13 protein-coding genes are annotated in these 20,405 nt (G+C 46.8%); 6 read left to right on the top strand and 7 right to left on the bottom strand.

Annotated features, from left to right (window positions below):
- Positions 1-20: 20 nt before the first annotated feature.
- Positions 21-1,949, bottom strand: a complete 1,929-nt coding sequence (gene htpG / locus HYN46_RS10040; RefSeq protein ID WP_114899259.1) for a molecular chaperone HtpG — start codon at positions 1,947-1,949, stop codon at positions 21-23.
- Between the two features lie 280 nt (positions 1,950-2,229).
- Between htpG and trpS the strand changes: the two genes are divergently transcribed.
- From trpS to acs, 5 genes are all read left to right on the top strand, one after another.
- Positions 2,230-3,252: a tryptophan--tRNA ligase gene (gene trpS / locus HYN46_RS10035; RefSeq protein WP_114899258.1), complete on the top strand. Its 1,023-nt coding sequence runs from the start codon at positions 2,230-2,232 to the stop codon at positions 3,250-3,252.
- Between the two features lie 397 nt (positions 3,253-3,649).
- Complete coding sequence (locus HYN46_RS10030) at positions 3,650-4,936, top strand: MdtA/MuxA family multidrug efflux RND transporter periplasmic adaptor subunit (protein ID WP_114899257.1); 1,287 nt, start codon at positions 3,650-3,652, stop codon at positions 4,934-4,936.
- Between the two features lie 12 nt (positions 4,937-4,948).
- Complete coding sequence (locus HYN46_RS10025) at positions 4,949-8,134, top strand: MdtB/MuxB family multidrug efflux RND transporter permease subunit (RefSeq protein WP_114899256.1); 3,186 nt, start codon at positions 4,949-4,951, stop codon at positions 8,132-8,134.
- Positions 8,131-11,235 (top strand): multidrug efflux RND transporter permease subunit, encoded by a 3,105-nt coding sequence (locus HYN46_RS10020; RefSeq protein ID WP_114899255.1) that lies wholly within the window; start codon positions 8,131-8,133, stop codon positions 11,233-11,235. The genes HYN46_RS10025 and HYN46_RS10020 overlap by 4 nt, the downstream gene beginning before the upstream one ends.
- 157 nt (positions 11,236-11,392) lie before the next feature.
- Positions 11,393-13,369: an acetate--CoA ligase gene (gene acs / locus HYN46_RS10015; RefSeq protein ID WP_114899254.1), complete on the top strand. Its 1,977-nt coding sequence runs from the start codon at positions 11,393-11,395 to the stop codon at positions 13,367-13,369.
- Positions 13,370-13,436: 67 nt separating this feature from the next.
- Here acs and nth read toward each other — a convergent pair whose 3' ends face one another.
- The 6 genes from nth to nadD form a co-directional block, all read right to left on the bottom strand.
- Complete coding sequence (nth, locus tag HYN46_RS10010) at positions 13,437-14,096, bottom strand: endonuclease III (protein WP_114899253.1); 660 nt, start codon at positions 14,094-14,096, stop codon at positions 13,437-13,439.
- Positions 14,097-14,106: 10 nt separating this feature from the next.
- Positions 14,107-14,955 (bottom strand): RnfABCDGE type electron transport complex subunit B, encoded by an 849-nt coding sequence (locus HYN46_RS10005; protein WP_114899252.1) that lies wholly within the window; start codon positions 14,953-14,955, stop codon positions 14,107-14,109.
- 136 nt (positions 14,956-15,091) lie between these two features.
- Positions 15,092-15,871 (bottom strand): DODA-type extradiol aromatic ring-opening family dioxygenase, encoded by a 780-nt coding sequence (locus HYN46_RS10000; RefSeq protein WP_114899251.1) that lies wholly within the window; start codon positions 15,869-15,871, stop codon positions 15,092-15,094.
- A gap of 20 nt (positions 15,872-15,891) precedes the next feature.
- A complete protein-coding gene (rlmH, locus tag HYN46_RS09995) occupies positions 15,892-16,371 on the bottom strand; it encodes a 23S rRNA (pseudouridine(1915)-N(3))-methyltransferase RlmH (protein ID WP_114899250.1) in 480 nt (159 codons plus the stop codon).
- Between the two features lie 118 nt (positions 16,372-16,489).
- Positions 16,490-16,828 carry a ribosome silencing factor gene (gene rsfS, locus HYN46_RS09990; protein WP_114900707.1) on the bottom strand — a complete coding sequence of 113 codons (339 nt, stop codon included), beginning with the start codon at positions 16,826-16,828 and terminating at the stop codon, positions 16,490-16,492.
- A 136-nt stretch (positions 16,829-16,964) separates the two neighbouring features.
- Positions 16,965-17,654, bottom strand: coding sequence for a nicotinate (nicotinamide) nucleotide adenylyltransferase (nadD, locus tag HYN46_RS09985; RefSeq protein WP_114899249.1), 690 nt, complete (start codon positions 17,652-17,654; stop codon positions 16,965-16,967).
- Between the two features lie 392 nt (positions 17,655-18,046).
- Between nadD and HYN46_RS09980 the strand changes: the two genes are divergently transcribed.
- The gene (locus HYN46_RS09980; RefSeq protein ID WP_210009129.1) at positions 18,047-20,311 is read left to right on the top strand and encodes an acyl-CoA dehydrogenase; all 2,265 of its coding nucleotides are present in this window, start codon (positions 18,047-18,049) and stop codon (positions 20,309-20,311) included.
- The last annotated feature ends 94 nt before the right edge of the window (positions 20,312-20,405 follow it).

Below are 20,405 nucleotides of genomic sequence, written 5' to 3'. Positions count from 1 at the left end.
CATTTTTATGATCACAAGATTTAAACCAGCAATGCACTCACGCGTTTGACGTAGGCGGCTGGATCTTCAGGTAATCCACCTTCGGCCAATAATGCCTGATCAAAAATGATATGGGCAAGATCATCAAAGTGAGTAGTAGAACCTTCCAGTTTTTTAACCAGAGCATGTTCTGGGTTAATTTCAAGAATGGGTTTGATGTCTGGGGCTTGTTGTCCCATTTGTTTCAGCATACGTGCTAGTTGACTGGACATATCACCATCTGCTCCAACCAAACAGGCGGGGCTATCAACAAGACGTGTCGTGACACGCACTTCTTTAGCCTTATCTTTCAGAGATGTAGATAATCTCTCAAGTAAAGGCTTGAAGGTTTCCGCAGCTTCTTCCGCAGCTTTTTTCTCATCTTCATCTTGCAGTTTGCCGAGATCAACCGCACCTTTTGCGACACTTTGCAGTGGAGTGCCATCAAATTCATTAAGGAAGTTCAGCGCCCACTCATCGACACGGTCTGCCATGAGCAAAACTTCAATGCCCTTTTTCTTGAACAGTTCAAGTTGCGGGCTATTTTTTGCGGCAGCAAGCGTTTCAGCAGTAATGTAGTAGATAGCATCTTGACCCTCTTTCATACGCGCTTTGTAGTCAGCAAATGAAACGCTGGCTTCATCATGCGTAGTCGAGGCAAAGCGCAGTAGTTTCGCGATTTTATCTTTATTGCTAAAGTCTTCACCTAAACCTTCTTTCAGTACTGAACCGAATTCGGCATAGAATTTCGCATATTTCTCTTGGTCTGCAGAGTCAGTGCTTGAGGATAGTGTCTCGAGCATGGATAAAACGCGACGGGTATTGCCTTCGCGAATTGCTTTGACATCACGGCTTTCTTGCAAAAGTTCACGACTAACGTTCAATGGTAAGTCGGCGCTATCAATGACCCCTTTAATAAAGCGCAAGTACATCGGCATCAAGCTTTCTGCTTCATCCATGATGAAGACGCGTTTGACATACAACTTAATCCCAGTTTTGACATCGCGACTAAATAAGTCATGTGGTGCTTTTGCTGGGATATAGAGCAACTGCGTATATTCAGTGCTGCCTTCGACGCGGTTATGACTCCAACTTAGTGGTGCCTCTTGATCGCGGCTAAGCTGTTTGTAGAACTCAATGTATTGTTCTTCAGTGATGTCTTTTTTATTACGGGTCCATAGCGCGCTTGCGGAGTTGATGGTTTCCCATTCATCCGTTTTGACCATATGACCAGGTTCACCCTCGACTTCACTTTCTTGCCAGACCTCTTTTTGCATCAGGATAGGAAGGCTGATGTGGTCAGAGTATTTATTGATGATGCTTTTTAGTTTCCAGCCATTTAAATATTCCAGTGCGTCTTCGCGTAGATGCAGCGTAATGCTGGTGCCGCGAGCAGCACGGTCAATGGTTTCAACATCAAAATCACCGGTTCCACCACTGATCCAGCGCACACCTTCGGCATGACTTAAGCCTGCACGACGCGACTCGACAGTGATTTTGTCCGCCACGATAAATCCAGAGTAGAAACCAACTCCAAATTGACCAATCAGTTGTGCATCCGATTTCTGATCGCCGCTGAGTTTGCTGACAAAGTCACGTGTACCGCTTTTAGCGATAGTTCCTAAATTGTCGATTGCTTCTTGCTGACTTAAACCAATGCCATTGTCGGTGATGGTGATGGTTTTGGCTTCAGTATCAAATGACACGCGTACAGACAGATTCGGCGCATCTTCAAACAGTGCCGCATTGTTAATGCCTTCAAAGCGCAGTTTGTCGCACGCGTCAGACGCGTTTGAAACCAGCTCGCGCAGGAAGATTTCTGGGTTGGAGTAGAGCGAATGGGTGACTAAATGCAGTAATTGAGCGACTTCAGCTTGAAAGCTGTAGCTCTTACTTTTATTGGAAGGAGTAGTTTCGTTTGACGTATCCATTGAACGACCTCTTTTTAAGTAGTGTTGACATCAATGCGGGCGGCTAAGCACCCGCTTTAAATTTGGGTTGCTATAAGGGTGGGGTTCGATGTGATGTTTTCAAGCTTTAGCAGAGTAAACTGTTTATTTTTGATATAGAAAAGATGGTAGAGAAGAGATCGCTGTATACAAAGCATGGGAGACAATCAACAGAAATGCTGAGGACTAGTTATCGCCTTCGCTTCGAGTTCAGGCTACACTTGCAAGACTTGAAATTTGATAGATAAAGATCCGACTTTCCATGACCAATACAGCAAGCAAAACCCGTGTTCTTACGGGTATCACCACCACGGGTACTCCTCATCTCGGTAATTATGTCGGCGCTATCCGCCCCGCAATTCAAGCCAGTCTTGATCCCAATGTTCAGTCTTACTATTTCATGGCAGATTTGCATGCCTTGATCAAAAGCCAAGACCCCGCACGTGTACAACAGTCACGTCTAGAGATCGCTGCTACTTGGTTGGCATTAGGTTTAAATACTGATAATGCAATTTTTTATCGTCAATCTGATGTGATTGAGACAACTGAGCTGATGTGGTTACTGTCTTGTGTCTGTGATAAAGGTCGTATGAATCGCGCACATGCTTATAAAGCCGCAGTTGCAGACAATCAGGCCGAGGGACAGGATGACGATAAGGGCGTCACCATGGGTCTGTTTGGCTACCCCGTGTTGATGGCTGCCGATATCCTGCTGTTCAATGCGCACAAAGTTCCTGTTGGGCGTGATCAGATTCAACATATCGAAATGGCACGTGATATTGCTACGCGTTTTAATTATTTGTTCAAAGAAGAGTTTTTTACGCTCCCTGAAGCTGTTGTCGATGAAACGACCGATGTGCTTGTGGGACTCGATGGGCGTAAAATGTCTAAAAGCTATAACAATACCATCCCACTGTTTTCGACCGAAAAAGAATTGTTGAAGCTCGTACGTAAGATTACAACCAACTCACTTGAACCAGGTGAACCAAAGGACCCTGATACCTGTTCTCTCTTCGAGATTTATTCTGCATTTGCGACAGCAGATGAAACTGCAGCAATGCGAGTGAAATATCTAGAGGGGATCGGTTGGGGCGCAGCCAAAAATGAATTGTTTGAATATCTGAATGGCGTATTGAGTGAGCCGCGTGCTCGCTATACCGAGTTGATGCAAAATCCTGCTTATATTGAGCAAGTTCTTATTCGTGGTGCTGAGCGCGCCCGTGATGAAGCCACACCGTTTATGGCTCGTCTTCGTAAGGCTGTGGGGTTAGGACGTTTTGCTTAATCATTGAGCATAAAACTTTGCTTAATGTTACGACTTACAATAATGATTAAGGCTTGATATTACATAACATTAAGCCTTCTCCATATTTTCTGCTGATTGTGTTGTCATGATTGGCAGATGATATATCTTGTTTGAAATTTTGTGTGTTCTGCAGGGAGCACATTCTGGTTTTCCGTATCTCGTGAGTACAAGAGACCTCTTTTTTCTTAAGCTCTTACAGTCATATTGAATTGATAAAATTGTGTAAAGCGAGTCTATATTCTGGATTGCACTATTTTTAAAGAAATTTTATTGTGGCCTGCTTCTTTTTTTGCCCTATTTTCTTCGATTTGATTGCGAAGCATAAGAACGGTTTCATTCTAAATTTTTGACCCGACCGATTTTAATTGGACTTATTATGTCTATTGAACCACAGCCAAATTCTCCATCGAATCTCCCGTCCAAAGCCCCACAGCCTGCTTGGAAAAGATGGGCTAAATGGGCATTATTTGTCCTGATCGTTGTGCTGATTATTGGCTTCACTTGGCGCCATTTTCATCCTGCGGGAGCTGCAAATAAAGCCGCTGGTGGTCAAGGAAAACGAGGTGGGCCAGGCATGAATCAACCGATGCCTGTACAAACCAAGGTTTTGACCTCTGGTGATTTGAATGTGTATATCGAAGCATTGGGCAGTGTCGTGCCTCGGAGTTCAGTGACAGTCCATCCTCGAGTGGATGGTGAATTGATTTCAGTTAATTTTAATGAAGGTCAGATCGTCAAAAAAGGGGATTTACTACTACAAATTGATCCACGTCCTTATCAGGTCGCTCTAACTCAAGCCGAAGGACAACTGGCTCGCGATCAAGCCCAATTGATTGGTGCGCGTCAGGATCTGGTACGTTATCAATCATTGGTTAAACAAGGTTCAGTATCCCAACAACAAGTCGATCAACAACAGGCATTAGTCAAACAATATGAGGGTACGGTTAAATCGGATCAGGGCCAAGTGGATAGTGCTCGTTTGAATTTGACCTATTCTCGTGTGACAGCACCAGTTAGTGGTCGCTTGGGTTTACGCCAAGTGGATGTGGGTAATATTGTTCATGCTTCAGATGCGAATGGGGTGGTGGTGATCAATCAATTTCAGCCTATTAATGTGACCTACTCGATCCCTGAAGACAATGTCCAAAGCGTCTTAAAACAAGTTCATAATGGGAAAACACTGAGCGTGGATGCTTTGGATCGTGCTCAGAAAAATAAGTTAGACAGTGGTGTCCTTAAAAGTTTAGACAATGGCATCGATGCCACGACAGGCACATTGAAGCTCAAAGCTGAGTTTGCCAATACCTCTGAGAATTTATATCCCAACCAATTTGTGAATGTTCGCATGCTGGTTGAAACACAGCATGATGTAACGTTACTGCCTTCTGCCGCGATTCAGCGCGGTGCCAAAGGGACTTTTGTTTTTGTGGTAAATGGAGACAGCACTGTAGAAGCCCGCCCTGTAACGCTTGGCTCAGTGGATGGTGACAATACCGGTGTGATCAGCGGCGTTAAAGCTGGAGAGCAGGTGGTATTTGACGGTGCGGACAAGTTGAAGGATGGTGGCAAGGTTAAAGTCATCCAGCCTCAGACTGGAGGGGAAGCTCAAGGCGCAGCGGGTGGCGGCGCGCACCACGGTCATCGTCATCAGACAGCCTCGTAGTCGGAGGCTGATATGAATCCATCACGCATATTTATCTTACGTCCTGTAGCGACGTCCCTGTTGATGCTTGCGATTTTACTTGCAGGCTTCATGGCCTATCGTTTATTGCCAATTTCTGCGTTACCGGAAGTCGATTATCCGACGATTCAAGTGGTGACTTTATATCCGGGTGCAAGCCCTGACGTCACCACGTCTTCAATTACGGCGCCGCTTGAGCGCCAATTTGGACAAATGCCCGGCTTAAAACAGATGTCATCGACCAGTTCAGGCGGTGCATCGGTGATTACCTTGCAGTTCGATTTGTCTTTGAGTCTTGATATTGCTGAGCAAGAAGTACAGGCAGCGATTAATGCGGGTAACAACTTACTGCCAACTGATCTGCCGATGCCGCCGATTTACAGTAAGGTCAACCCAGCTGATACACCGATACTGACCATCGCGATCTCATCAAAAACGCTAACCTTACCGCAAGTTGAGGATATGGTCGATACACGTTTGGCGCAGAAGATCTCTCAGATTCCGGGTGTGGGTTTGGTGAGTATATCGGGCGGGCAGCGTCCAGCTGTTCGTATTCAAGCCAATCCGACAGCACTGGCTTCTTATGGTTTGAATATTGATGATGTGCGTACCGCGATTGGAAATGCCAATACCAATCAGGCGAAAGGGAGTTTTGATGGGCCAATGCGGGCCTCAACGATCGATGCCAATGATCAACTCAAATCAGCAGAAGAATATAAGAATCTCGTCCTTGCATATCGTAATGGTGCACCAGTACGTCTATCCGATGTCGCCGATACGATTGATGGTGCTGAAAATACGCATCTAGCTGCATGGGCGAATAAGACGCCAGCGATGATTTTAAACATTCAACGCCAGCCCGGTGCTAATGTGATTGATGTGGTTGATCGAATCAATCAATTACTGCCTCAGCTCAAGCAAAGCTTGCCACAGTCACTGGATGTTGAAGTCCTAACCGATCGAACCACGACTATTCGTGCATCAGTCACGGATACATTGTTTGAGTTGATGCTGGCTGTTGTGCTTGTGGTTATGGTGATTTTTGTTTTTTTAAGAAGCGTTTCAGCGACTATTATTCCCAGTATTGCAGTGCCTTTATCCTTGATCGGTACCTTTGGTGTCATGTATCTGGCAGGTTTTTCCATTAATAACCTGACTTTAATGGCACTAACGATTGCAACGGGATTTGTGGTCGATGATGCTATTGTGATGATCGAGAATATCTCTCGCTATATTGAAGAGGGCGATACGCCGCTTGAAGCCGCACTCAAAGGTTCCAAGCAAATTGGCTTTACGATTATTTCTCTGACCATTTCCTTGATTGCTGTTTTGATTCCGTTGCTTTTTATGGGTGACGTGGTCGGACGTTTATTCCGTGAGTTTGCGATTACCCTTGCGGTAGCGATTTTAATTTCAGCGGTTGTATCTTTGACACTGACACCGATGATGTGTGCCAAGCTGCTCCGTCATGTGCCGGAGGCAGAGCAGGGGCGGTTTTATCATGCCAGTGGCCGTTTCTTTGATCGTGTGATTGCCCGTTATGGCAAGATGTTGACCTGGGTGCTGGATCGCCAAGGGCTCACCTTGATTGTCGCAACGGTAACCGTGTTGATTACGGTATTACTCTATGTTGTCGTACCTAAAGGATTTTTTCCCTTACAGGATACAGGTGTCATCCAAGGCATTTCTGATGCCACGCAATCTATTTCTTTTGAAGGAATGGCTGAACGGCAGCAGGCTTTGGCGGATGTAGTCCTCAAAGACCCAGCGGTAGACAGCCTGACCTCATTTATTGGTGTCGATGGGACCAATACCTCGCTTAACAGCGGTCGGATGCTCATTAATCTGAAACCGCATGGTACGCGTGACTCAGCATCGGATGTGATCCGTCGCCTACAACCTAAAATTGCCGAGGTTTCAGGCATTACCTTGTTTATGCAGCCCGTGCAGGATTTGACCATTGAAGATCGGGTGAGCCGGACACAGTATCAGTTCACGTTGCAGGATGCTGATCCAGCAGAACTTGCAACTTGGGTGCCTAAGCTGGTTGATCGTTTAAGTCAGATCCCAGAACTGGCTGACGTGGCAAGCGATCAGCAAGACAAAGGTTTACAAGCATATATCGATATTGATCGTGACGCCGCAGGGCGTTTGGGGATTACCCCAGCGACCATTGATAGTGCGCTGTACAGTGCTTATGGACAGCGTCTGGTTTCGACAATTTTCACACAGTCGAATCAGTATCGTGTCGTGCTTGAAGTGAAGCCTGAATTCCGAAACGGTCCCATTTCACTCAATGATCTGTATGTCACTGCAAATACCACGACAACATCAAATCAATCCGCCTCATCGGGAAGCACAGGGACCACCAGCACAACGACGAGTGTATCCAGTCGTCAAGTGCCCTTGTCTACTGTTGCTCACGTGGTTGAGCAGCCTAGCTCGCTGGTCATTAACCATTTGGGTCAGTTCCCAGCAAATACAATCTCTTTTAATTTAGCCAAGGGCGCATCACTTGGGGATGCCGTCAAAGCAATCGAAGCCGCTGAGAAAGAGATTGCAATGCCGACCAGCATTCAAACGGAGTTCCAAGGCGCAGCGTTGGCTTTTCAGGCAGCACTCTCCAATCAATTGTGGCTGATTCTTGCGGCGATTGTGGTGATGTATATCGTGCTTGGCGTATTGTATGAAAGCTATATTCATCCAGTGACTATTCTTTCGACATTGCCTTCGGCGGGGATTGGTGCGCTGTTAGCATTATTATTATCGGGGACTGACTTAAGCGTCATTGCTATTATTGGCGTGATTCTGCTGATCGGTATTGTTAAAAAGAACGCGATTATGATGATCGACTTTGCCGTTGAGGCGGAGCGTGTCGAAGGGAAATCCCCGCGGGAGGCGATCTATCAGGCATGTTTATTACGTTTTCGTCCTATTTTGATGACGACTTTAGCTGCATTGCTTGGTGCCTTGCCATTGATGATTGGTAGTGGTGTGGGATCAGAATTGCGTCATCCACTTGGGATTACCATGGTTGGTGGTCTGCTGGTGAGTCAAGTGTTGACCTTGTTTACGACCCCAGTGATTTATCTGACCTTTGAGCGTGCTCGCTTACGTGTTGTCGCATGGCGTGAGAAACGATCAAATGCTCAGGTACGATCAGGCGGCAGCGCACTATGAGTTTTTCAGCGATTTTTATCAAGCGGGCAGTGGCAACTACACTGCTGAGCTTCGGCATCGCATTGTCGGGGATTGTGGCCTTTAATTTACTGCCTGTCTCCCCGCTGCCACAGGTCGATTATCCGACCATATCTGTGCAAGCGTCTTTGCCTGGCGCATCACCTGAAACGATGGCCTCAACGGTTGCGACCCCGCTAGAGCGATCGCTTGGGCGAATTGCGGGTATTACAGAGATGACATCGAGCAGTTCGCTGGGTTCAACCCGTGTGACGCTGCAGTTTGATCTCAATCGTGATATTGATGGTGCCGCACGGGATGTGCAAGCAGCGATTAATGCTGCACGCAGCTTACTGCCTTCAGGGATGCCGAGTAACCCAAGCTATCGTAAGGTTAATCCGGCCGATGCCCCGGTCATGATTTTGGCGCTGACCTCAAAAACCATGAGCCAAGGTCAAATGTATGATGCGGCATCTACGATTCTTGCGCAAAAGATCGCTCAAGTTCAAGGGGTGGGGCAAGTGAGTGTGGGCGGGAGTTCACTGCCGGCCGTGCGGGTAGAGCTTAATCCAACAGCGCTGAATAAATATGGTATTGCGCTTGAGACCGTTCGCACCACACTTGCAGGTGCCAATGCCAATCGACCTAAAGGTTCGCTGGAAAAAGGTGATCAACATTGGCAGATTTATGCCAGTGATCAAGCGAAAACTGCAAAAGAATATGTGCCTCTGATTATCAGCTATCAAAATGGTAATGCTGTCCGGCTATCGGATGTCGCTAATGTGACCGACTCGGTTGAAAATATCCGTAATGCGGGGATGTCAGCAGGCGAACCTTCAGTTCTGGTGATTATTAACCGCCAGCCCGGTGCAAATATTTTAGAGACCGTACAACGTGTCCGCGACTTGTTGCCGCAAATGCAGGCGTCCATGCCAGCTGCAATTGAAGTCAAAGTTGCCAATGATCGCACACCGACCATTCGAGCTTCGTTAGAGAGTGTTGAGGAGACGCTGATCATCTCGATTGGTCTGGTGATCATGGTGGTCTTTATATTCCTGCGTAATGGTCGTGCGACTTTAATTCCCAGCATGGCTGTGCCCATTTCATTGCTCGGGACCTTCAGCATTATGTATATGGCAGGGTTTAGTCTGAATAACCTGTCACTTATGGCGTTGACGGTTGCCACTGGTTTTGTGGTCGATGATGCAATTGTGGTTTTGGAAAATATTACCCGTCACATTGAAGAGGGGATGGAACCGATGGCGGCTGCCTTACAAGGCGCCCGTGAAGTCAGCTTCACCGTGGTTTCGATGAGCATTTCTTTGATTGCCGTATTTATTCCTATTCTGATGATGGGCGGTATCATTGGTCGGCTTTTCCATGAATTTGCCGTGACGTTATCGGCGGCGATTTTGGTCTCACTCATTGTGTCGCTCACACTGACACCGATGATGTGTTCACGGCTGTTACGCCCAATTAAGGAAAAGAAGCCAAACGGTAAGCTTTTTCAGGCTAGTGAAAATTTCTTTAACTATCTGCTCGATGGCTATCGCAGGTCTTTGGCCTGGGCGCTTGTGCACCGTGGCATTATGCTTTTGATCTTACTCATTACTGTCGGTTTGAATGTCTATCTTTATGTGATCGTGCCCAAAGGCTTCTTTCCCCAGCAAGACACTGGACGGTTGATGGGGCAGATTCAAGGGGATCAGAGTATCTCGTTTCAGGCCATGCGTCAGAAACTACAAGACTTCATGTTGATCGTCAAAAAAGATCCCGATGTAGATACGGTAGTCGGTTTTACCGGAGGGGGGCAAGTGAATGGCGGCAATATGTTTATTGCCTTAAAGCCGCTGTCCGAGCGCACTGATAGTGCGGATGCCGTAATCGCACGGCTACGTAAGAAACTGGCCCATGAGCCGGGTGCGACCTTATTTTTGCAAGCCGTACAAGATATTCGAGTAGGTGGACGAGCAAGTCAGGCACAGTATCAATACACCTTACAAGCGGATGATATTGCGACCTTGAATGAGTGGGCACCAAAGATTCAAGCCGAATTAGCGAAGTCTCCAGTGCTTGCCGATGTCAACACAGATCAGCAAGGAAAAGGTTCACAAACGACGCTGGTAATGAATCGGGATGAGCTGGCGCGGCTTAATTTGATGGTTTCACAAGTTGATTCAACGCTCAATGATGCCTTTGGTCAACGTCAGGTATCGACTATTTATATGCCGTTGAATCAGTATCATGTGGTTATGGAGGTCGCGCCAGAATATTGGCAAAGCCCTGAGGCCTTGAAAAGTATTTACATGATTACATCATCAGGGAAGCAGGTTCCTCTATCTGCCGTAGCCCATTATGAGCCGACATTTACTTCGCTTACCGTAAATCACCAAGGTCAATTTGTTGCCACAACCATTTCGTTTAACTTACCTCAAGGTAAGTCGTTATCGGATGCAACGGCTGTGATTAACGATACGATGGCGCGTTTAGGCGTTCCCACATCAGTTCATGGTAGTTTTCAGGGCAATGCCAAGGCATTTCAGGATTCACTCAACTCTCAGCCGATGTTGATTTTGGCGGCATTACTCACGATGTATATCGTGCTCGGCGTGCTCTATGAGAGTTATATCCATCCGATTACAATTCTATCGACCCTGCCCTCGGCAGGTGTTGGGGCATTACTAGCCCTCATGCTCTTCAACACTGAATTTAGCATTATTGCCTTAATCGCAATTCTGCTCTTGATCGGTATTGTGAAGAAAAATGCCATCATGATGATCGATTTTGCATTGCAAGCGCAGCGCCAGCAAGGTTTAAGTGCGCGGGATGCGATTTATGAAGCTTGTCAGTTACGCTTTAGGCCGATCATGATGACAACCATGGCCGCAATGCTTGGAGCAGTCCCGCTTGCGCTTGGTCATGGTGATGGTGCAGAGATGCGTCAGCCATTGGGCATTGCGATTGTGGGTGGTTTAATTTTGAGTCAGCTTTTGACCCTATATACCACGCCCATTGTCTTTATTGGCATGGATGGTATTCGTCAGCGTGTTCTACGCTGGCGTGGGCAGTCCGATGTGCCTCCAAAATTGGCAAATCCGCACTAGTTTAATGTGCTAAGTCATTCAAATTGTCAGTTTTTGCGACTGCTGTTGAGTTATTGTTATGTCATGATGTCTTATTATTGGGCACGCCATTCAGCGTGCTTTTTTATGGTAATTTATAACCAATCGATAACGACTCGTCGACAAGGGATATTTAACAATGACAGCCGTCAGCAGCACAGCCAATACTGAAAGCCATGCCTCCGTACTTCATGAAAACCGCGTGTTTCCACCTAGCGCAGCTTACCTTGCTCAAACAACGCTTAATGCCGATACCTTTGCCCAGCTCAAGCGTGAAGCCGATCTTGATCTGGATGCATTTTGGAGTCACCGTGCACGTGAGTTACTGACATGGGAGAAGCCTTTTACTCAAGGTTTGGATGAAACACAGGCCCCTTTTTATCAGTGGTTTGCGGATGGCACGCTTAATGTCTCTTTCAATTGTCTGGATCGTCATCTCGGGACACAACCTGACAAAGTGGCTTTAATCGCTGAAGCGGATGATGGTTCTGCCGAATATATTACGTATCAAACACTCTACGAGCGTGTTTGCCTATTTGCCAATGGGCTTAAGTCTTTGGGCGTGGTTGCTGGTGATCGGGTCATTATCTATATGCCGATGGTGGCCAATGCTGTGGTTGCCATGCAAGCATGCGCGCGACTAGGGGCCATCCATTCTGTGGTCTTTGGAGGATTTTCCTCCAAGAGCCTTGCAGAACGCATCATCGATGCGGAAGCCAAAGTGGTCATTACGGCCAATATTGGCTATCGCGGCGGTAAACCCATCGAGCTGAAGAAGACCGTGGATGAGGCGGTCGCACAGTCCAATAATTTGGTTGAACATGTGGTGGTCTGGGCGCGTGATCAAACCGAAACAATCATGCAAGCACGTGATATCTGGTGGCATGATTTAACTGCACAACAAACGACAGATTGTCCGCCGGTGTGGGTTTCTGCAGAGCATCCATTATTTATTTTATATACCTCCGGTTCAACGGGTAAGCCTAAAGGCGTACAGCACTCTAGCGCAGGGTATTTGCTTGGCGCACTGCAAAGCTTTAAATGGACCTTTGATCAGCAGCCCAATGATGTATTTTGGTGTACGGCAGATGTGGGCTGGATTACAGGTCATAGCTATGTGGCCTATGGGCCATTGGCAGCAGGTGCCACGCAGGTGGTTTTTGAAGGGGTTCCGACTTTTCCAGATGCTTCACGTTTCTGGCAGATGATAGAGAAACACAAGGTTTCGATCTTCTATACCGCGCCGACAGCCATTCGCTCACTGATTAAGTTAGGTGCCGATTTACCTGCAAAGCATGATCTATCTTCGCTACGTTTGCTGGGAAGTGTGGGTGAGCCGATTAATCCTGAAGCATGGATCTGGTATTACAATGTGGTAGGGGGTGGCCGTTGTCCAATCGTGGATACGTGGTGGCAGACCGAAACTGGAAGTCAAATGTTGACGCCTTTACCGGGCGCTGTGGCAACCAAGCCCGGCTCTTGCGCGTTCCCATTGCCTGGCCTGTCGATCAACATTCTGGATGAAGCCTTGCACCCAACGGCACCTCGCGAAGCAGGTACCTTAGTGATTGAACGTCCGTTTCCATCGATGGTACGGACATTGTGGCGTGATCCCGAGCGCTTTAAAACCGCCTATTTCCCAGAGGAATTTGGCGGTCGCTATGTCGCGGGTGACAGTGCCATGCGCGATGAGGATGGCTATTTCTGGATTCTCGGTCGTACAGATGATGTGCTGAATGTTTCGGGTCATCGCTTAGGGACAATGGAGATAGAGTCGGCATTGGTTGCCAATCCACTCGTTGCAGAAGCGGCTGTTGTTGGTCGTCCTGATGAGGTGACTGGGGAGGCGGTTGTTGCATTTGTGACGCTGAAAGGTGAGCGACCAACGGGTGATGCTGCCCTTGAAATGATCAAGACCCTGAAAGCCTTTGTCGGTCAGGAGATTGGTGCGATTGCCCGCCCTGCGGATATACGTTTCAGTGATGCCTTACCGAAGACACGTAGTGGCAAGATTATGCGTCGTTTATTGCGGTCGATTGCGCGTGGTGATGCGATTACGCAGGATATTTCTACACTGGAAAATCCAGCGATTATCAAGCAACTGCAAGAGGGTTAATACAACCATTGTAAGTCTCGGGCCTGTAGTCATTGATTTTGGCTACAGGCCTTATTATTTCTAAAGCTTAAGATTCAATAGGGTTAGAAACGCCATAATCAAATCGTTCTTTCCAGCCGCATAAGTCACTGACGATACACTCGCCGCAGAGTGGTGAGCGGGCTTTACAGGTATAGCGACCGTGTAAAATGAGCCAATGATGTGCATCCATGATGTAGTGCTTGGGGATGACCTTAATGAGTTTATCTTCGACCAGCTCGACGGTTTTGCCGGGAGCAAGCGTGGTGCGGTTACTGACGCGAAAGATATGCGTATCGACAGCCATGGTTGGCTGTCCAAAAAAGGTGTTCAGGACAACATTGGCAGTTTTACGTCCTACCCCCGGGAGTTCTTCAAGCCCCTCGCGCGTATTGGGAACTTCGCCTTGATATTTATCAACCAAGATTTGACAGGTTTTGATGATATTGACCGCTTTGGTATTAAACAATCCAATCGTCTTTATATACGTTTTGAGTGTGTCCAATCCCATGTCCAAAATAGCTTGAGGCGTATTAGCAATAGGATAGAGGATTGCTGTGGCTTTATTGACGCCGACATCAGTGGCTTGGGCAGACAGTAAAACGGCAATCAATAATTCAAAGGCAGTGGTGTATTCAAGCTCAGTGCGAGGTTCAGGACGCTGGGCTTTGAGTCGTGCAAAAAATTCTTCAATATTGGCTTTTTTCATAATGCGGTACTCATGTCGACTCTTGAGTAAGCTGACTGAGCCTGGTCTGCAGTTGGATTAAATCGGATTTTTTCTTCTCGTTATTGGGCATGACACTGAGTTGTTTCTCTAGTTTTTTGATCTGGCTACGCAGCGTTGCGAGCTGAATTTGAGTGATTGGATCAGACACAATAGATGACGTGCTGTTGTCTGTCGAGAACGTTTCAGCAGATGCAATGTGCTCTTTTACAGCAGGGAGCACGTCAGCATTTGGAACGACAGTCGGCAAGATGGCATTCTGATTTGCGAATCGTGAGGCAGACAATTTGATGGATTGTTTCGCAGTTTCACGGAGTTGTTTAGCCGTAAAGCGCTGACGTAAATCAATCTGTTCTTGCTTAAACTGTTGATCACGCAATTCTGTTAATGCACTGCCTTGATATGCACTGAGATCAACAGGAATGATATCAATGCAATCAACTGGGCAGGGCGGTAAACAGAGCTCACAACCTGTACATAAGTCTGTGAGCACTGTATGCATCATTTTTCCTGAGCCAAGGATGGCATCAACCGGACATGCATCGATACATTTGGTGCAGCCGATGCATTCATCCGCACGAATGACAGCGCGGACTGCTTGTGGGCGACCATCTTCAAGTAGGGGATAACTGCCTAGAGCCACGGGTTCAATGGGACGATTGGTCAATGCCGCAAGGGTTTTGACCATGGGATCGCCACCAGGCACACAGAGATTAATCGCTTCACCTTTGACGATTGCTTCAGCATAAGGCAAGCATCCGGGAGTGCCACATTGTGCACATTGCCATTGTGGTAGTGCGGCATCGATAAGGGCAATGAGCTGAATTTGGTCGGCGTGCATGATGGTTCGTTGAGCCTATGGTTAAGCGATGGTTGTTATTTAAGGTGGAGTATTTTAACGAGTTCAGCTTTGATCAGGGGATTATTTTACATGTGGAAATTTTTGTGTGTTGTTTTTTGGGGCTTCATTTTCGGATTTAATCAAAGCGATAAATATCCATACCTAGTGACCCCATAGAGAAACTGGAGTGCACCACATTAAAACGTTCACCCGCGCCCATGGTGAAAAATAAAGGCAAAAGGTGTTCATCCGTAGGGTGGTTCTGCTTGGCATAGGGAGCTTCATTTTTCCAGTTCAACACATCGTCATAACTGTGAGATCCGAGTTTTTGAATCATCCAGTTTTTAAAATTTTTAGCCCAGTCTTCAGGCATTGCATGAGGATCACGGAAAGACAAAGCCCGCAGGTTATGCGTAATGCTGCCTGAGCCAATCAATAAAATTTGCTGGCCACGTAGGCTGACTAAGGCTCTACCCAGATCACGAAGCTGTGCAGGGCTGTAGTGGGTTGGAATAGAAATCTGTACGACAGGGATATTGGCATCAGGATATAAATGTCGTAGCGGTGCCCAAACACCATGATCGCGAGGACGTAGCGCATTGCCGTGTGCAGTAATTCCTGCTAAATCCAAAATATGAATAATCCGCTCAGCAAGCGCAGGACTTCCTGCCGCAGGGTAGCGAATTTGATAGAGCTCTGGTGGAAAACCGCTAAAGTCATGCCAGGTCTCGGGACGCATGGCCGTTGAGATTTCCAGTGTATCACTGAGCCAATGCGCTGATACGACCACAATGGCATTGGGCTGTGGCAAATTATTGGAGAGTCGAAACATGGCATCACTGGCCTGCCCAGCATCGACCGCCATCATCGGTGAGCCGTGAGAGATAAAAAGGGCGGGTAGTGTTGCGTAAGTCATAATAAGGGCGATCTCAGCAGTTAAGCACGATGATAAGGATGACCATTATTGATGCTCATGGCGCGATAGAGTTGTTCGATCATGATCACGCGGACCAACGGGTGAGGCAGGGTGAGTGGTGATAATGACCAATGCCATTCCGCTTTTTGTCGCACTTCGTCAGATAGCCCATCAGGACCACCAACAGCTAAGGCGATATCTAAACCGTCCAGCATCCAGCTTTGCATTGTCGTTGCAAGCTTCTCGGTGCTCAGATTGCGCCCACCGACTTCGAGTGCAATCAGGCGCTCTCTAGGCTGTAAACTGTTCAGAATTGTTTGACCCTCAATCTGGCAATACTTGTGTATTTCCGCCGCTGAGTCGGACTTTCCCCGTTTAGCCATAGGCAACTCGACCAGTTGCACGGTGATGAGTGGCTGAACGCGCTTAAAGTAATCATCAAAACCCGTTTGAACCCAGTCTGGCATCTTTTGACCAATAGTGAGTAAGCGAATTTTCATGGATATTCTCTAGTAAGGAATCTTTTGAATTAAAGAGGCAATATAAAACAATACGAGCCGCGTGTGCGGCTCGTATGACAATCAATGTTTGATATCAGCGATCAAGATAACGCTTTGATTAGGCTTTAGGTTTCCAGAGACTCTCAAGGTCGTAGAATGTGCGTGCAGTAGGCAGCATCACATGAACGACAACTAGACCGAAGTCGACTAGAATCCACTCAGCATCACGCTCACCTTCCATGCCGATTGGTCGGAAGCCTGCTTTTTTGCATTCTTCAGAGACATTGTTGGCCAATGCTTTGACATGACGGGTCGATGTGCCGCTGGCAATAACCAAAACATCAGACACATTGCTGATGCCTTGGACATCCAGTTCAACGACATTCTGTGCTTTGACATCTGCCAGAGCGAGACGAACAACCTCAAGGCAAGCTGCAACTTCTTGTGCGCTTGTCATTGAAGAATTTTGGTTTGCAGTATTTGTTGCAGGTGCTGCAGACTCATTTAAGGTGCGATCTTTTAAAGAGTTTTGTTTCAAGTTGCCCGCGTTTAAATTGCTTTGCGAGGCAGGGGATGAATGACCTGTAGTAGGTTCAAGATTCATACGGGGAGGTAAATCCATATAGTTTGGTGCTCTTATTATACCCCATAACACGCGTTGGAAGCGATTTTTTAAGCAATTTTACCTGCTCAGATGTTGCAAGATGTTGACGAATCAGCGTGCTACTGATTTCTGGGGGCGTTTTTTCATCAATAAAAAGAAGTCCTTGAGGTTTTTTTAATAATTGTTCCGTTGTTAAAGCTTTTTTTTCTAAGAGTGCATCAGGTAGCGTCAAGACCGCTTGCTCTTGGTGTTCTATGCGAGGAAAGACCCATAAATGTGCCATTTCAAGGAGTTCATAGCCGCCTTTCCAGCGTGGCAGACTATCGAAACTATCTTGACCAAGTACGAAAATAAGCGGGCGATCGGGACCAATACGCTGACGAATTAGTGTGAGTGTATCAAGCGTGTAAGTCGGCGGCGGTGAATTAACTTCGGTACGATCAATTGAAAATGGTGTGTCACGCAGGGCTTGTCTGAGCATAGCCAAGCGATGTTTGGTACTCGTTGCCGTATTTTTAAAAGGGGAACCTGCTGTAGGCAGAAATTTAATTTCAGCTTGTATGCCTTGAGTTGTAATCTCTTGATTAACCTCATGTGCCATCCATAAATGGCCGTTATGAATCGGATCGAATGAACCGCCAAGAAGAACAAGAGGACGATATCGGGACATGGTAAGCATTATGATGATCAAGAAGGAGCACAGCCTAGCATACAAGATTGAAAATCAGCATGCACAGCCTTAGATATTCAAATTGACTTCATTGACCATCTGATACAACAAACATCAACAATTTTCCTAAGCTATACAATCAAGTCGGCTAGTCTTTAGTCAATTGCAGTATACTTTCAATTGATTCGACAGAATTTCTTACATTTATAGATACTGTAACCCCGCTTTATTCTTTAAACCACCCACGGTGGTGTGTACTCTGCTTGAGTGACATTTTCCAGATATACACGGCGTGCACCAAGCATAGTCTTCATTTTGATCAACCCTTGGTCTTTAAGTTTTTATTATTAGCAATAAAAGTTTTTTCTTGTGACTTAGTGATTCAACATAGAGGTGTAGCGATGTTCTCTCTCATCATGAAGTGGATGCAGTCTAATAAAATCTTACCCAAAATTTCCGATACAGAACGTCAGGCGCTTGAAGCGGGGCATGTTTGGATAGACGGTGGATTTTTTGCGGGTAAGCCCGATTTTGACGAGATTTTGCGTCAGCCTTATTCCTTACTCAATGCCGAGGAGCAGGCTTTTCTGGATGGTCCATGTGAAGAATTAATCGCCATGGTCGATCAGTATGAAGTTTTGCGAACCAAAAAAGTTCCAGACGACGTATTGGCCTTTATCAAAGCACAAGGCTTTATGAGCTTTTTGATTCCAAAACAGTATGGTGGAAAAGAATTCTCACCACTCGCTATCTCAACCATTATGGCGAAGATCAATGTTCATTCGTTCACGGTAGGGACTTATGTCGTTATTCCCAATTCGCTGGGTGCCGCAGAGCTGATTAAGCATTATGGAACTGAAGATCAGAAAAATAATTATCTACCGAAGCTGGCCAGTGGTGAATACGTTCCTTGCTTTGGCTTGACCGAACCGACCGCAGGTTCTGATGCAGCCAGTATTAAGGCCGAAGGTGAAGTTTTCCGTGATGATAACGGTGATATCAAGATTCGACTTAATTTCCGTAAGCGCTATATTACCTTGGCGCCCGTATCTAACTTAGTGACATTGGCATGTAAGTTGACGGATCCGAACAACCTATTGGGCAAAGGCGAAGATATCGGGATTACCACAGTGCTGATTCATAAAGGCGTGGAGGGCTTTAGCTCAGGTGATCATCATGACCCCGTGGGCGAGTCCTTTGATAATGGGCCTCTGATCGGTAAAGATGTCGTTGTGTCTGTCCACGATATTATCGGTGGTCCAGCTAATGCGGGTAATGGTTGGCGGATGCTGATGGAGCAGCTGGCAGGAGGGCGTGCTGTCAGTTTACCTGCTGGTGCGATTGGTGCGTCAAAGGCTGTCGTTGCAACAACAGGCGCATATTCGATGGTGCGTCAGCAGTTTGGTATTCAGATTGGCCTGATGGAAGGCGTAGAGGAGAAGGTCGGTAAGATTGCTGCACTGAGCTATCTGCTCGAAGCTTCTCGCGTGTTTAGCTGTTCCGCGCTCAATGCTGGCATTCATCCCCCAGTTGTTTCCGCAGTGCTTAAGTCTTATACCACTGAGATTTCTCAAGCATTGGGTAAAGACGGTATGGATGTCTGCGCTGGAGCCGGTGTCATGCAAGGGCCCAACAATATCCTTGCCAAGACCTATTGTTCAGCGCCAGTAGGCGTTACGGTGGAAGGTGCGAACATTTTGACTCGAACCTTGATCATCTTTGGTCAAGGGGCGACACGTTGTCATCCTTATGCGCTTAAAGTTGTCGATGCGGTCGAGAAAGATGATGTGAAGCAGTTCCGAAGCAGTTTGGTCGCGTGGATGATTCAGTTTATTGTTGGTGTTTTCCGCGTGCTTTTCCATGGCGTAACTCGCGGTATTTTTGCGAGTGTGCCAGACGTAGCACCCGAGACTAAAACCTACTATCGCCGTTTGATCTGGGCAGGTGCACGCTTTGGGTTCCTCACCAATATGGCGATGTTTGCGATAGGGGGCAAGCTTAAAGCCCGTGGTAAGTTGACGGGGCGCTATGCGGATGCCCTTGCTTGGATGTTACTGGGTACTGCAACACTACGCCGCTTTGAAGCTGAAGGACGTAAGCAGGAAGATTTACCTTTGGTGGATTATGCTTTGACCCATGCGCTGTCTGAGACACAAAAAGCTTTTGAAGGGATCTATGCCAATTTTGATGGATTTATAGGCAGCATTCTACGTTTCTTTATGACGCTACCACTGCGCCTAAATCCACTTGCGACCCCGCCAAGTGATGCGATGAGTCATGAAGCTGCCAAAACCATCCAACGCTATAATGAACAGTATCTGCGTTTAATTGAGGGCATTCATTTACCTGATAACCAGAGTCTAGGATTGGGACGTCTGCTGAAGTCATTCCGTTTGTTGAGTGAAGTTGAACCTATTTTGGCTCGGATTCACGAGGCTCAAAAACTGCACAAACTGCGCAGAGGATCTGTTGAAGAGTTGGCAGACGAAGCGCAGAAACTCGGTATTATCAGTGAAACTGAAGCTGGTTTAGTCGCTTTGGCGCTTGCTGCACGACTGGAGGCTATTGAGGTCGATGTCTTTAGTCCTGAACAGTATTATCGGGAGGATAAGGGGCTGGAGGGGATTTATTCTGGGGCACCAGTTGCTGAAGAGAAAGTTGCTTAATCAGAATTGATCCATTTTTTACACTTTAGAATAAAAGGCTACCTATTGGGTGGCCTTTTTATCGCTTTAATAGCGCCAAGAAACATTAATTGCA

Source organism: Aquirhabdus parva (assembly GCF_003351745.1).
GTDB classification, from domain to species: domain Bacteria; phylum Pseudomonadota; class Gammaproteobacteria; order Pseudomonadales; family Moraxellaceae; genus Aquirhabdus; species Aquirhabdus parva.
The sequence above is the reverse complement of the archived record's forward strand: the minus strand, read 5'-3'. Positions and strand labels throughout refer to the sequence as shown.

Excerpts from the sequence above, each read along its gene's own strand:
- trpS (WP_114899258.1), top strand. The coding sequence starts at position 2,230 with ATGACCAATACAGCAAGCAAAACCCGTGTTCTTACGGGTATCACCACC.
- nadD (WP_114899249.1), bottom strand. The coding sequence starts at position 17,654 with ATGCTTACCATGTCCCGATATCGTCCTCTTGTTCTTCTTGGCGGTTCA.
- HYN46_RS10025 (WP_114899256.1), top strand. The coding sequence starts at position 4,949 with ATGAATCCATCACGCATATTTATCTTACGTCCTGTAGCGACGTCCCTG.
- htpG (WP_114899259.1), bottom strand. The coding sequence starts at position 1,949 with ATGGATACGTCAAACGAAACTACTCCTTCCAATAAAAGTAAGAGCTAC.
- rlmH (WP_114899250.1), bottom strand. The coding sequence starts at position 16,371 with ATGAAAATTCGCTTACTCACTATTGGTCAAAAGATGCCAGACTGGGTT.
- nth (WP_114899253.1), bottom strand. The coding sequence starts at position 14,096 with ATGAAAAAAGCCAATATTGAAGAATTTTTTGCACGACTCAAAGCCCAG.
- HYN46_RS10020 (WP_114899255.1), top strand. The coding sequence starts at position 8,131 with ATGAGTTTTTCAGCGATTTTTATCAAGCGGGCAGTGGCAACTACACTG.
- HYN46_RS09980 (WP_210009129.1), top strand. The coding sequence starts at position 18,047 with ATGTTCTCTCTCATCATGAAGTGGATGCAGTCTAATAAAATCTTACCC.
- rsfS (WP_114900707.1), bottom strand. The coding sequence starts at position 16,828 with ATGACAAGCGCACAAGAAGTTGCAGCTTGCCTTGAGGTTGTTCGTCTC.
- acs (WP_114899254.1), top strand. The coding sequence starts at position 11,393 with ATGACAGCCGTCAGCAGCACAGCCAATACTGAAAGCCATGCCTCCGTA.
- HYN46_RS10030 (WP_114899257.1), top strand. The coding sequence starts at position 3,650 with ATGTCTATTGAACCACAGCCAAATTCTCCATCGAATCTCCCGTCCAAA.
- HYN46_RS10000 (WP_114899251.1), bottom strand. The coding sequence starts at position 15,871 with ATGACTTACGCAACACTACCCGCCCTTTTTATCTCTCACGGCTCACCG.
- HYN46_RS10005 (WP_114899252.1), bottom strand. The coding sequence starts at position 14,955 with ATGCACGCCGACCAAATTCAGCTCATTGCCCTTATCGATGCCGCACTA.